Source organism: Acinetobacter pittii ATCC 19004 = CIP 70.29 (assembly GCF_000369045.1).
Lineage (GTDB): Bacteria > Pseudomonadota > Gammaproteobacteria > Pseudomonadales > Moraxellaceae > Acinetobacter > Acinetobacter pittii.
The window spans coordinates 633,407-646,187 of record NZ_KB849790.1 but is presented as its reverse complement, the minus strand read 5'-3'; the positions used below and the strand labels follow the sequence as shown (position 1 = coordinate 646,187).

Annotated in this window: 14 protein-coding genes; 10 read left to right on the top strand and 4 right to left on the bottom strand. The window is 39.6% G+C overall.

Translation table 11 applies throughout. The features are described 5' to 3' along the window. Window positions 1–3: 3 nt before the first annotated feature. From kdsC to F928_RS15550, 10 genes are all read left to right on the top strand, one after another. Complete coding sequence (kdsC, locus tag F928_RS15595; protein WP_002122322.1) at window positions 4–543, top strand: KdsC family phosphatase; 540 nt, start codon at window positions 4–6, stop codon at window positions 541–543. A 37-nt stretch (window positions 544–580) separates the two neighbouring features. Continuing rightward, window positions 581–1,129, top strand: a complete 549-nt coding sequence (lptC, locus tag F928_RS15590; RefSeq protein ID WP_005076855.1) for an LPS export ABC transporter periplasmic protein LptC — start codon at window positions 581–583, stop codon at window positions 1,127–1,129. Then, complete coding sequence (gene lptA / locus F928_RS15585) at window positions 1,113–1,661, top strand: lipopolysaccharide transport periplasmic protein LptA (protein ID WP_005076853.1); 549 nt, start codon at window positions 1,113–1,115, stop codon at window positions 1,659–1,661. Before lptC ends, lptA begins: the two co-directional genes overlap by 17 nt. After that, window positions 1,661–2,404, top strand: coding sequence for an LPS export ABC transporter ATP-binding protein (gene lptB, locus F928_RS15580; protein WP_002122331.1), 744 nt, complete (start codon window positions 1,661–1,663; stop codon window positions 2,402–2,404). The genes lptA and lptB overlap by 1 nt, the downstream gene beginning before the upstream one ends. A gap of 274 nt (window positions 2,405–2,678) precedes the next feature. After that, entirely contained in the window at window positions 2,679–4,145 is a 1,467-nt protein-coding gene (locus F928_RS22775) for a TolC family protein (RefSeq protein WP_005076852.1), read from the top strand. Then, the gene (paxB, locus tag F928_RS15570; protein WP_005076850.1) at window positions 4,142–6,283 is read left to right on the top strand and encodes a type I secretion system permease/ATPase; all 2,142 of its coding nucleotides are present in this window, start codon (window positions 4,142–4,144) and stop codon (window positions 6,281–6,283) included. Before F928_RS22775 ends, paxB begins: the two co-directional genes overlap by 4 nt. Next, window positions 6,280–7,476, top strand: coding sequence for a beta-barrel domain-containing protein (gene cyaD, locus F928_RS15565; RefSeq protein WP_005076849.1), 1,197 nt, complete (start codon window positions 6,280–6,282; stop codon window positions 7,474–7,476). Before paxB ends, cyaD begins: the two co-directional genes overlap by 4 nt. Window positions 7,477–7,568: 92 nt before the next feature. Further along, window positions 7,569–8,168 (top strand): IMPACT family protein, encoded by a 600-nt coding sequence (locus tag F928_RS15560; RefSeq protein WP_005076848.1) that lies wholly within the window; start codon window positions 7,569–7,571, stop codon window positions 8,166–8,168. After that, the gene (locus F928_RS15555; protein ID WP_005076846.1) at window positions 8,161–8,772 is read left to right on the top strand and encodes a chloramphenicol acetyltransferase CAT; all 612 of its coding nucleotides are present in this window, start codon (window positions 8,161–8,163) and stop codon (window positions 8,770–8,772) included. The genes F928_RS15560 and F928_RS15555 overlap by 8 nt, the downstream gene beginning before the upstream one ends. A 155-nt stretch (window positions 8,773–8,927) precedes the next feature. Further along, a complete protein-coding gene (locus F928_RS15550) occupies window positions 8,928–9,770 on the top strand; it encodes a universal stress protein (RefSeq protein WP_002115820.1) in 843 nt (280 codons plus the stop codon). 116 nt (window positions 9,771–9,886) lie between these two features. On the opposite strand, the gene F928_RS15545 is transcribed toward F928_RS15550, so the two are convergent. From F928_RS15545 to F928_RS15530, 4 genes are all read right to left on the bottom strand, one after another. Next, on the bottom strand, window positions 9,887–10,555 hold the full coding sequence (locus F928_RS15545; protein ID WP_002115787.1) for an O-methyltransferase: 669 nt from the start codon (window positions 10,553–10,555) through the stop codon (window positions 9,887–9,889). 137 nt (window positions 10,556–10,692) lie between these two features. Next, window positions 10,693–11,415 (bottom strand): D-Ala-D-Ala carboxypeptidase family metallohydrolase, encoded by a 723-nt coding sequence (locus F928_RS15540; protein ID WP_174724152.1) that lies wholly within the window; start codon window positions 11,413–11,415, stop codon window positions 10,693–10,695. A gap of 131 nt (window positions 11,416–11,546) precedes the next feature. Beyond that, the gene (fdxA, locus tag F928_RS15535; protein ID WP_002051033.1) at window positions 11,547–11,870 is read right to left on the bottom strand and encodes a ferredoxin FdxA; all 324 of its coding nucleotides are present in this window, start codon (window positions 11,868–11,870) and stop codon (window positions 11,547–11,549) included. A 344-nt stretch (window positions 11,871–12,214) separates the two neighbouring features. Continuing rightward, window positions 12,215–12,745, bottom strand: coding sequence for a GNAT family N-acetyltransferase (locus tag F928_RS15530; protein ID WP_005076842.1), 531 nt, complete (start codon window positions 12,743–12,745; stop codon window positions 12,215–12,217). Window positions 12,746–12,781 lie beyond the last annotated feature (36 nt).

Sequence of the window (12,781 nt, the reverse complement as noted above, 5' to 3'; positions counted from 1 at the left end):
TCAATGGCATCTTATGCATTGTTAGAACAAGCACGTCATTTACAGGCATTGGTTCTGGATGTTGATGGTATTTTGAGTGATGGCTTCGTAACCTTAACCAATAGTGGCGATGAAATTAAATCATTCGATATTCGTGATGGTTTAGGAATGAAGCTTGCACAGCAAGCCGGCATGAAAGTTATCATTATTACAGGCAGAAAAAGTAATATTGTTGAAAAACGTATGTCTGATTTAGGTGTAGACCTCGTTTTTCAAGGCCGTGAAGACAAAGGCTCAGCACTTCGTGAAGCATGTGCGCAGTTTAATATTTTGCCGTCTGATTGCTTATATATGGGCGATGATTGGCCTGATTTATCTGCTTTTGCAATCGCAGGTATGAGTGTTACTGTGCCAAATGGTCACGAAGAAGTGCGTCGCCGTGCGCATTTGGTTACGCAATCGATGGGTGGGCGTGGTGCTGTACGTGAAGTCTGTGATATGTTGCTGATCGCAAAAGGCATTTACCAAGAACTTCTTGAAAAATATCTTGCAGTACCGCATTAATAATAAGATTACTTAAAAAGGTAGGCTATTCCTGCTCATGGATACCAGAGTTTTATCAATTGTTGCTGTAGTGGTTGCTGCTATAAGTGGTGGTTACTACTACTATAGTGGCAAGGCAAAAAAACTAGACATTGGTTCTGCGAAGAATATGACATATTCAGCGCAGGGCGTCCATTTGACTCAAACTGATGATCAAGGCAATTTGTATATCCGTGCTGAAGTTCGTCAGCTTGAACAGGATATGCAACAAAAAACATCAAAGTTGGATCAACTTAATGCCTCGATGTATAAAGATGGCAAAGTTGATGCGACGTTCTTTGCAAAACAGGCAAATGGCTACGATGATAACCGTAAAGTTATTTTATCGGGTGATGTGGTCGCAACCAAACTTGCACCACAAGGGAAGATTGAGTTCCAAACTGATGAATTAACTGGATATCCAAAAACCAGAGAAATTGAAACAGATCACCAAGTGATTGTTCAATCTCCGCAAGCCGAGTTTGTCAGCAAAGGGTTAAAAGCTAATTTGAATAATGGTCAGTACGAATTTTTTAATATTCGAGGAAAGTATGCACCAAAGTCTTAATTTAAAACGTTCTTCAGCTTTCCTAAAACAAGCTGTGGTAATTACATTCGTTGCTTTATCATCTGCTTCGACTTTTGCTTTACCGTCTGACCGTAATCAACAAATTTCGTTAGTGGCAGATCGTGCAACTTATAATGAGAAAACGGGTTTAACGACTTATACGGGTAATGTCGTGATTGAGCAAGGTACGATGAAGCTTCAAGCCGACTCAATTGTTGCTACGCTAAACTCTAAACGTGAAATTCAAACGATTACTGCCAAAGGTAGACCGTCTAAATTCCAACAGCAAATTAGTGCTGACAAGGGCGTTGCACGAGGCGAGGGTCAAACCATTGTTTATAATGCAGATACAGGCATTATTACTTTGACTGGTGGTGCATATCTATATCAAGATGGTTCAAGCATCCGTGGTAACTCATTGAAATATAGTATGAACAAAGGCGATGTTGAAGCTCAAGGTTCATCATCAAACCGTGTTCAAATTATTATTCCGCCATCAACTTCAAAAAGTTTCCCAGGAGCGCGTGACTAATGCAACAAGCTCTTCAACCCCAAACTTTGTGTATTAAGCACTTAGCAAAAAACTATAGTAAACGTTGGGTCGTCAAAGACGTATCTTTTAGTATGCAAAGTGGACAGATTGTTGGTTTGCTTGGTCCTAACGGTGCAGGAAAAACAACAAGCTTCTATATGGTTGTTGGGCTAGTGCGTATGGACAAAGGTGAAATTCACCTTGATGATCTTGATATGTCTGATTTAGCTATGCATGAACGGGCACGTAAAGGAATCGGATATCTTCCGCAAGAAGCTTCTATCTTTAGAAAGCTGACCATTGCTGAAAATATTATGTCTATTTTAGAAACACGCAAAGACTTAAATAAGCAGCAGCGCCAACAACGTCTTACTGAATTGTTGAATGACTTTAAAATCAGTCATATTAAAGATTCATTGGGAATGAGTGTGTCTGGTGGTGAGCGTCGCCGTGCTGAAATTGCACGTGCATTGGCTGCTGATCCTAAGTTTATGTTACTTGATGAACCGTTTGCCGGTGTCGATCCAATTTCGGTAGGCGATATTAAAGATATTATCCAGACCTTAAAAGATCGTGGTATTGGTGTGCTTATCACAGACCATAACGTACGTGAAACTTTGGCGATCTGTGAACGTGCATATATTGTGAGCGAAGGTGCGGTAATTGCAGAAGGCACTCCACAAGAAATTCTGGATAACGAACAGGTACGTAAAGTCTACTTAGGTGACGATTTTACAGTTTAAATAAAAAAGTTAATCTATTTGGCTAAAAAGAGGTCAATGCTTCTTTTTAGCTTTTTTATATTTAATTATTAAAAAACAATAAATTACAGGGTTCACTTGATGAAAAAATAATGTGTGAATTATTCCTGTATTTATGCTTCTTTATGCAAAAAAATATGTAGAATGTAAAAGCTTTTAAACGATAACAAACAAGATCAACAAGACAAGCATGATTGGATATAACCAGAGAAGAGTAAAAAGGACATGTAAAAAGCCAGCTTTCCTGAAAGGGTTGATGCTTTTAACTTCACTGCATGTACCTATGGTGATATATGCCGCTAAACCAAGTGAGCAATATCACACATTAAAAGACAACTTATCACAACTTTTTGCCCCTAAAAGTAGTGATGAATTTAAAGTCGCTAAGATGCAAGAGTTGAGTAATTTTAGGCTAGATCGTTCTAGAGTGCAGGAGTTTCCGACTGTTCAACTCAATGATAGAGCAGCTTCATCTTATTCAAATTTGCCATCAAGGAAAATGACTCTGCAGGAAGCGGTGAAAATCGCCATCCAGCGTAACCCTGATATTTCCCAAGCTATTTCAACTTTAGCTGGCCAAAACGCTGGTATTGATGTTGCGAAGGCAGGTTATTATCCTCAAATTTCAGGTGGTATTACCACAGGTGACTTGAGTAGTGGCGAGCGTGGTCGGCAGTTATTGACTTTAAACGCAACTCAAATGCTTTATGATTTTGGTAAAGTCAAATCAGGTGTATCGGTTGAGAAGGCCAAACTCCAAGTCGAACAGGCGAATGTGTTGGTCAGTATTGATGATATTGCACTTGATGTGGCTCAGTCGATTATCAATATTCAGCGCTATCTCCAATTAAATAAAATTGCCGAGCAGCAAATTGCAGGTATTCAGCGAATTCAGGAAATCGCTAATTTACGTGCAAATGCTGGTATTAGTAGTCAGGCTGACCCGATCCAAGCTCAGTCTTATTTACAAGCTGCGCAGTCCGGTTTGATTGCACAGCAATCTTTATTACGTCAGTACCAACAACATTTAAGAACATTGTTGGGTGGTGATGTTTCACGTACAGGTTGGATTATTTCAGATGATTTGGTGAAAGTATCTGATCTATATGGTGAACCTGAGTTTAATACCATTCCAAAAATGATCGCAGCACAAGCGGGCATTGAAGTGGCTAAAGCCCAAAAGGAACAGACCCGTTTAACACGTTATCCAACTTTGGCAGTGAAAGGCTCGGTCAGTCAGGCCATTAATGGAAAAAACCCAAACAATGATGAAGATGACGGTTTATATAGTTCCATCATGCTTGAAGCCACCAGTCAGTTTTATCAAGGTGGGGCAGTTTCTTCCCAAGTAAAAATGGCAAGTTATGCAGAAGAAGCCGCTAAATCTAAAGTGAATTCTGTGTATCTGGATGTGCTCGATCAGATCAGAACCAGCCGTGAACAAATTGAAAATAAACAACGTCAAATGCAGGTTTTAGCCAACCGCCAAGCGACGACAGTTCGTACACGCGAACTCTATCAAGAGCAGTACAAACTCGGTACCCGTTCATTGGTTGACTTATTGAATGCTGAACAAGCGATTCATAGTGCCAATTCAGAACTTGAAACTGCACGTTATGACATCTACAGCAGTATTGTTCAGTACATTGCAGCAACAGGACGTTCCCGCCAAGCTTATGACTTAAATAATATTTCAATTCAGGGGTTCGAAGTACAACCATGATGACAAAAATAAACTACCAGCCCTGGTTACAGGCGGTCTTAACGATTGCTAAACATTATAGAATTGAGCCTTCAGAAGAAAGAATTCGTTTACAACTTGACTGGAACCAAAATCAAAACCTTGATGATGTTTTGCAGTTAATGACACGTCAGGTTGGACTCAATTTACGTAAAGTACCTTTTTCATTAGATTTACTTAATCCATGGCGTTTACCGGTCATGGTCGAGTTTAATGATGGACAAGTTGGTGTAATTGATAAGGCCGATACTCAAGGAAATGTCAGTATCCAGTTTAGTGGAGATCACGGTCTTTCCCAAAATTTAAGCTTAGATGTCTTAAAAACAACAATTAAGAATGTCTACATCCTGCGTCCTGAAACTTCTATTCCCGATGCGCGTATTGACGAATATATCAAACCATACGAAGCAAGCTGGTTCTGGTCGATTGTTTTAAGAGACTGGAAACGCTACGTTGACATTATGTTTGCCTCACTGATTGCCAACGTATTGGCACTGGCAACCATTATTTTCTCAATGCAAGTGTATGACCGTGTTGTACCTTCACAGTCTATCCCGACTTTATGGGTGTTGGCAGGTGGCGTACTGATTGCAGCGCTTTTTGAGTTTACTTTACGTGTAGCTAGAGTTTATTTATCCGATATTATTGGAAAACGTGCTGACTTACGGGTATCTGATCGTGTATTTGGTCATGCCTTACGTATCAAGAATAAAGACCGTTCAAAATCTACAGGTAGTTTTATTTCCCAGATTCGTGAGCTCGAAGGTGTACGTGAGCTGGTGACTTCAACCACCATTAGTGCAATTGCCGATTTCCCATTCTTTTTCCTGTTCCTGATCATTTTTGCGATTATCGGTGGGAAACTGTTTTGGGTGATGCTGCTGGTTGTACCGCTTATGCTTTTGCCGGGTATTCTGGCACAGAAGAAGTTAGCGCAACTCGCACAAGAGGGCATGAGAGAATCTTCAATCCGTAACGCTATTCTTGTTGAAGCGGTGCAGGGCATTGAAGACATTAAGCTATTACGTGCTGAGTCTCGCTTCCAAAACCAGTGGAACCACATGAACGAAGTTTCAGCCGATATCGGGATGAGACAGCGTAAAATTGTTGGCACCTTAATGGCATGGACTCAAATGCTTCAAGGTTTGACCTATGCAATTGTGGTGTTGGTAGGATGTTTTGCCGTGATGGAAGGTGAAATGACTACAGGTGCGTTAGTAGCTTGTTCCATTCTATCTTCACGTATGTTGGCACCGATTGCACAAATTACAGGTGTGTTAGGACGTTTACAGCAAGCAAAAGTCGCAAAACAAAGCCTTGATGAACTTATGCAACGTCCGATCGATCAGGCTGACCGTTCGCATCTGGTACACAAAGCAGTTTTAAATGGCGACTACGAATTAAAAAATGTCTTGTTCCAATATGGCGAAGAAGACCCAAAACCAAGTTTGGCAATCCGTCATTTAAAAATTCGTGCTGGTGAAAAAATTGCCATATTGGGGCGTAACGGTGCAGGTAAATCAACACTGCTCCAGCTTCTATCTGGTATGCAAGTTCCAACTCAAGGCGCAGTACATTTAGATGGTCTGGATCTTTCATTAATTGATCCGTCTGATGTCCGTCGTGATATGGGTTTACTCAACCAGAACGCGCATCTTTTCTACGGTACGATTCGTGAAAACCTTACTTTAGGCGCGCCGCTTGCAACGGATGAAGAGATTCTTCGTGCATTAGTAGTGACTGGTGCATTACCTTTTGTTCAAGAGAAAAAAGAAGGGCTAGATCACCTGATTTTAGAAGGTGGTGTTGGTTTCTCTGGTGGTCAGAAACAAGCATTGTTACTGGCTCGTCTATTGATTCGTCAACCTAACATTTTATTGTTAGACGAACCGACAGCAGCCATTGATGACGTGGCAGAGAAACAACTGATTGATCATTTAAAAGGTTGGCTGGCACATCGTACTTTGGTCGTTGCGACCCATCGCCGCGCTGTATTAGAACTGGTGGACCGTATTATTGTCGTGAACGAAGGCAAAATCGTGATGGACGGTCCAAGAGATCAGGTACTCAATCAATCAACAGCCCAACAAAAACAAGTGAGCCAAGGGGGTAATTCATGAGCGAACCGCAACAAGAACAACAACTCACCCGTTCAATGAATGTCTCTTATAGTGAGCCACCCTTACCACGTGCCAGTTTAGTGATCTGGATCGTGGGCATTGGCTTGGTTATTTTCTTTATCTGGGCGTGGGTATTTAAACTTGAAGAAGTTTCTACCGGTACAGGTAAAGTCATTCCATCATCTAAAGAGCAGGTCATCCAGTCTTTAGAAGGCGGTATTCTAACCAAGCTGAATGTACAAGAAGGTGACATCGTTCAAAAGGGCGAAATTCTTGCGCAGCTCGATCCAACCCGTTTTGCATCAAATGTTGGTGAATCAAGATCTTTGCTGATCTCTGCTCAAGCGACAGCAGCGCGTTTACGTGCGGAAGTAAATGGTACACCTCTGGTTTTTCCTGAAATTGTGATGAAAGAACCAAAGCTGGTACAAGAAGAAACTGCATTATATCGCTCGCGTCGTGCTGATCTTGAACAAACCCTTGCAGGTTTAAGACAGGCGTTGCAACTTGTGCAACAAGAACTGGCGATGACAGAACCGCTGGTTGCTAAAGGTGCAGCAAGTGAGGTTGAGGTTTTACGTTTACGTCGTGAAGCAAATGATTTGCAAAACAAAATGAATGATGCGCAGAACCAGTACTATGTGAAAGCGCGTGAAGAGTTATCTAAAGCGAATACGGATAGCGAAACGCAACAACAAATTGTACTGGGTCGTAGTGACAGTTTAGATCGCGCAGTGTTCAGAGCACCGGTACGTGGTGTGGTCAAAGAAATTGCGGTAACTACTCGTGGTGGTGTTGTTCCTCAAAACGGTAAACTGATGACGATTGTACCGATTGATGAGCAATTGCTGATTGAAGCACGTATTTTGCCGCGTGACATTGCCTTTATTCGTCCAGGACAAGAGGCATTGGTTAAAATCACGGCCTATGACTACTCAATTTATGGTGGTTTAAAAGGTAAGGTTACGGTTATTTCACCAGACACGATTCGTGATGAAGTGAAACAGGACCAATTCTATTATCGTGTTTATATCCGCACTGATTCTGACAAGCTTTACAATAAAGAAGGTAAAGCGTTTGGTATTACACCAGGTATGGTGGCAACAGTAGATATTCGTACTGGTCAAAAAACAGTACTTGATTACTTACTTAAACCATTTAATAAAGCCAAAGAAGCGTTACGAGAAAGATAATAAAAAAGCCCCGAGATTCGGGGCTTTTTTTATAGGTTTGATTCTATTAAATTCACGTTATAATTTGATTTTTATTGTGCTTTATCTTATTTATGGCTTTTACGATTGCATCACAGATTACATTTGAAGAAGAAATTAAAAAAAGTAGATTTCAGGCGATCGCTGCGTCAGTGGAAAATGAACAGCAGGTTAAAGAATTTTTAGAATACAACAAGGATATCTCGACCACTCACCAATGTTGGGCGTGGAAAATTGGGCATAACGTACGCTTTAACGATGATGGTGAACCGTCAGGAACAGCAGGCCGTCCAATCTTAGCGACCATTGAAGGGAATGACCTGACGAATATTATTGTAATGGTTAACCGCTGGTATGGCGGTATAAAATTGGGAACGGGTGGACTTGTTAGAGCATACGGTGGCTGTGCTGGACAATGTTTATTATTGGCTGAACGTATTGAACTGATTGCAAAGAAGACGATTCACTTTTCTTGTCATTTTAATGAGTGGGCGATATTTCAATATGAACTGACTCAACAACAGATTGAATATCAGGAAACCTATACGGCAACAGGTGTAGATATCGAAGCGAGACTACAGATACATCAAATTGAACCGCTCGCCTTAAAACTCAGAGACGTAACACGTGGTCGTGAAGAATTAAAAATTGAAGAGGAATTAACTGATGACTGATTCCTTACTGAAATATCGTGAGCAACATAAGCACCGCTTAAACTATATGCCATGGTTATATTGGACTTTAAAACCTAAAAACCGTGCTTGGGCTGAAGAGTGGCAGAGGGAATATCAAGCTTATTTAATGGATATGGAAACAGTTGAGATTGGTGAAAATTGTTTTATTTCGCCGCTAGCACATATTTTTGCTGAACCAGGCCGCAAAATTATTATTGGGGATAATAGTTTTATTGCGGCTGATTGCACATTGCATGGACCACTCGAAATCGGCAATGAAGTCGCGATTAACCATCATTGTATTTTGGATGGTGGGCGAACGGGCATAAAGTTGCATGATCAAGTCCGTATTGCCGCTTATTGCCATTTATATGCATTTGACCATGGGATGCAACTCGACCGTCCACTTTACCAACAGCCAGTTACGTCCAAAGGAATTGAAATTGAGCAAGACGTTTGGTTGGGTGCGCATGTGGGGATCAAAGACGGTATTAAAATCGGTAAACATGCTGTGGTCGGGATGAATAGTATGGTGACTAAAGATGTTGCGCCGTACAATATTGTCGGCGGAAATCCCGCAAAATTTATTCGCTTAAGAGAATAATACAGTCTTAAGAATGTAATAAAATGTTTGATCTTTAAACAAAAAAGTTGGTTTTTATACATAAACCTTAACATACCAATTTTTATCTATGTTAAGTTAAAGCTAAGTTTTAATAATAATCTCCAAGGCAATAGACCTGAAGAAGAGAGGCTAACATGAACCGTGTTATTGCGTGTATTGACTCATCACCGTGTATTAATGCTATTGCAGATGCAGCAGCATGGGTTGCTAAAGCAACCGGACGGGAACTTGTATTATTACAAATTCTGGACTATTACCCAGCCAGTTATCATCTTGGTGAAATTAGTGGGGTAATCGGCTTTGAAAGCAATGCAATGCTGCTAAAAGAGTTAGCTGAGCTAGAGCAAAAACAAAGTGAACTCGCGTTAGATTATAGTAATAATTTACTCCGCCATATTTCTGATCTTATTCAAGAAAAACACGGAATTACCAGCTCAAAAATTCAAGAAAAAGGTGATTTTTTAGAACAAAGTTTTAATCTCTTACATGAAAATGACATCGTTATTTTAGGTCGAGTCGGGGAAAGAGCAGCCGAGAAACATAAACCAATCGGTAGCAATGTTGAAAACTTCATTCGTGGTGCGAATTGTACTGTGTTGACCATTGGTGAAAACTTTAAAGTACCAACACGATTTATCTTTGCTTATGAATATTCGCCAACTTGTCAAAAAATGATGCGCCGTATTGCCCAAAGTGACTTATTGCGAACACTGCAATGTCATTTGGTGTATGTAGGTGATCATCCAGAAATATTAAATGAACCAGAACATTATCTTAAACAAGCGGGCCTAGATGTAGTCACCGTTTACCGTTATGGCGATGTTGCACAAAATATTTTAGAGTACCAACAAGAACACGGTATTCAGATTATTGTGTTAGGGGCATTTAGTCATAGCAAAATTCACCAATTCTTCTTGGGAAGTATTGCGACAACCATATTCCGAAACGCAACTGTACCATTACTTGTGGCTAAATGATGCGATTTGCATATAGTTATCCGCAAATCTTGTGGATAACTATATGGAAAAGCAACAGTAATAAAAGTAATTATTTGATTATAAATAATAAAATAAAAAAGATGATTTTTTAACCATTATTTCACAATTGCAATTGCGAAGCCATCATGACCTTTTGAGCCAACTGTTTGTAAGGCTGTACAAGACAAGATTTGCGGATGATTTTCTAAAGCTTTAAACATTTCACGGATACCTTCAATACTCGGTTTTTTATTGTCAGGATTTAAAATATCACCTGCTCGAATTACATTGTCGAGTACGATAATCGTACCTGATCTTGAGAATTTCAGACTTAATTCTAAATATTCAGGATAACCCTGTTTATCTGCATCAATGAAAATAAAATCAAAAGGCTCGATAGATTGAGGATCAATCGCAGAAAGAATATCTGCAGCACGGCCAGCTCGAAGATCAACTTTTACAGGAAGATTGGCATGATCGATATTTTTCTGCGCCATTTCGGCATGAGTAGCACGGCCTTCTATGGTGAGTAAGTAACCGTCTTCAGGTAAGGCACGGCCTAACCAGATGGTACTGTATGCAGCAAAGGTTCCGATTTCTAAAACTCGTTTGCATTTATTCATTTGAATAAGCATCTGCAAGAACATACCTTGGTTAGGTGCTACTGCAAGATGATTTGAAAAGCCGTGTTCATCGGTATTCTTTAATGCATATTCGAGTCGCGGGTCTTCGGGAATTAAATGTGAATCGATATATTGGTCAATGTCTGTCCACATCTGCTGCATAATCAAATTTACCTATATGTTGATCGGGCTATTTTAAACGTTTATGCCTAGAGTGCAAAAATCTTCGGTTCAAGAAATTTTGGTTGATTGGGAAATGAACAATAAAAAAACTCCTTTCAGTTGAAAGGAGTTTTTTATTAGAAATTACACATTGAACTGTTGCGGGTGAGGTCAGGTCCCCAAGTACGATAGCCTTGAGTGTCGATATGAATTTGACCTGAACTATATAGACCAATACCCATATTTAAGCTTTGACCATGCTGTGCCCAGAACTGACAAAGTTTAAACTTGGTATTTTCGATAAATGCATAATCTTGAGCTTGTGGGAACTCAGGGCCAATACGGAAATCGATTGCCGAGTTAAATAAATGTTTAGATGAGCTTGCACCGCCTGCACATTCATTTAAAGGTAAATCTCGGTAAACCGAGGTCACTTCAAAGTCGGTGAGAACTTTTGCTGCTACTAAATATTTAAATACGCGTAGGGTAGATAAAGAATTTCCCCATAGCTCGCGGTTAGGTACAGCATATTCAGAGCGGCCACATTTTTGCCAATCACGTGCTGAACGTAATAACTCAAAGCTTGGCACAATGCCTGCAACGTTATTTCGGGTTAGGAATTTTTCGTACTCACGAACACGTTGGTAATTTTCACCAGAACTTAACCAACTTCGATAAGATGCAGGCTCAACTTTAGGGGGAATTGGGCGCTCGATAATAACGCGCTCTTGTGGAATAAAGATTCGTTTACCACTTGGAGAGGTTTTGCCTGTTGTTGTGTGTTGGGGAGAGCTGACACAACCTATCATAACCGCTGGGATTATGCATAAGGGCACCATACTCTGCAAAAACTTCCGCATAAGAAAAATTAAGCACTTATAAATATTGCGGGTATTTTAATGCAAAACAGTGCACAAATTACGAGGAATTTGCAATGAAATGTTTGAATAGGGTATAAAAAAAGATCAGCGGTTGCTGATCTTTTTTGAAATTACTTTTCAAGATATTGTAATTTATCAGGTTTGCCGTTCCATTCTTCACGGTCAGCTGGTTGATCGCCAATTTGAGTAATGTTAGGCCATTTTTGAGAAAGTTCAGCATTTAATTCAATAAATACTTCTTGGCCTTCAGGTAACTCATCTTCAGAGAAAATTGCATTTGCCGGGCACTCTGGTTCACATAATGCACAGTCAATACATTCATCCGGATTAATCACTAGGAAATTCGGACCTTCGTAAAAACAGTCTACAGGACAAACTTCTACGCAATCTTGGTATTTACATTTAATACAATTTTCAGTGACAACAAAGGTCATGGCGACAGCTACCTAAAAAATATGGTTTCATTTCGAATAGCTTATTTTAGGCAAAAAAGGGGTAAACAAACAATTGCTTTTATTGATATTCTTTATTCATGCATATGAAGATAAGTTAATACGTTGATAATCAAACAGATCTTTCAGTCTTATGAACTGCGTGTCTATAAAATTAAAATAATAATATATTTTATAAAACAATCACTTAAAAATTATTTTATTTAATTCTTTAGATGTCATTTAAGTCAAGGCATCTATTTTAATAAATACCTTAACTTTTCATTTTTTGTTTTACAAATTTTGATTTACGGCTTTTTTGCTTAGAAAACCTTAAATTTTTAGAGCTAAAGCTTACATAGTAAATGAATATCTTCAGGTTCGAGCTGCCAAAGTTGTTGATCTGGAGCACTTAACGGTTGCGCACCATGCTTCATATAGAAGTCTACAGTGCGTCGACTTGGAGTGGCTGAAATATACAGTTGGTCTGCACCGAGTTGTTTGGCGGACTCTTTTGCGGCTTGCATTAGTTTAGAACCAATGCCTTGACCTTGTTGGTTTGCATCGACATAGAAATAATGGAGTAATTTCGCTTGGGGGTAATCCGCTATAAGTTGATTTGAGACTACGCTCACACCAACGAGTTTTTCAGAGGCGTCAAATGCGCCTACAAATATTGAACCTTGTGCACAGAGCTGTTTGAGTTTAGGTGGGTCATTTTCTAAATGATATGAATCCCAATTTTGTACATCAAAAAAACAATCAACCAATTCTAACTGTTGCTGTTTTTGTATGTAGTTTTGAGTGATTAATTCACGGCGGCTAATCTGCTGCCAAATAAGATCAATTTCTGAACTTTGCAAAGATCTTAAGATCATATAAATATTATTCTCCGATATGAATAAGCAGACCTA

Coding starts and splice junctions, on each gene's coding strand:
- kdsC (WP_002122322.1), top strand. CDS start 4: ATGGCATCTTATGCATTGTTAGAACAAGCACGTCATTTACAGGCATTG.
- lptC (WP_005076855.1), top strand. CDS start 581: ATGGATACCAGAGTTTTATCAATTGTTGCTGTAGTGGTTGCTGCTATA.
- lptA (WP_005076853.1), top strand. CDS start 1,113: ATGCACCAAAGTCTTAATTTAAAACGTTCTTCAGCTTTCCTAAAACAA.
- lptB (WP_002122331.1), top strand. CDS start 1,661: ATGCAACAAGCTCTTCAACCCCAAACTTTGTGTATTAAGCACTTAGCA.
- F928_RS22775 (WP_005076852.1), top strand. CDS start 2,679: ATGCTTTTAACTTCACTGCATGTACCTATGGTGATATATGCCGCTAAA.
- paxB (WP_005076850.1), top strand. CDS start 4,142: ATGATGACAAAAATAAACTACCAGCCCTGGTTACAGGCGGTCTTAACG.
- cyaD (WP_005076849.1), top strand. CDS start 6,280: ATGAGCGAACCGCAACAAGAACAACAACTCACCCGTTCAATGAATGTC.
- F928_RS15560 (WP_005076848.1), top strand. CDS start 7,569: ATGGCTTTTACGATTGCATCACAGATTACATTTGAAGAAGAAATTAAA.
- F928_RS15555 (WP_005076846.1), top strand. CDS start 8,161: ATGACTGATTCCTTACTGAAATATCGTGAGCAACATAAGCACCGCTTA.
- F928_RS15550 (WP_002115820.1), top strand. CDS start 8,928: ATGAACCGTGTTATTGCGTGTATTGACTCATCACCGTGTATTAATGCT.
- F928_RS15545 (WP_002115787.1), bottom strand. CDS start 10,555: ATGCAGCAGATGTGGACAGACATTGACCAATATATCGATTCACATTTA.
- F928_RS15540 (WP_174724152.1), bottom strand. CDS start 11,415: ATGCGGAAGTTTTTGCAGAGTATGGTGCCCTTATGCATAATCCCAGCG.
- fdxA (WP_002051033.1), bottom strand. CDS start 11,870: ATGACCTTTGTTGTCACTGAAAATTGTATTAAATGTAAATACCAAGAT.
- F928_RS15530 (WP_005076842.1), bottom strand. CDS start 12,745: ATGATCTTAAGATCTTTGCAAAGTTCAGAAATTGATCTTATTTGGCAG.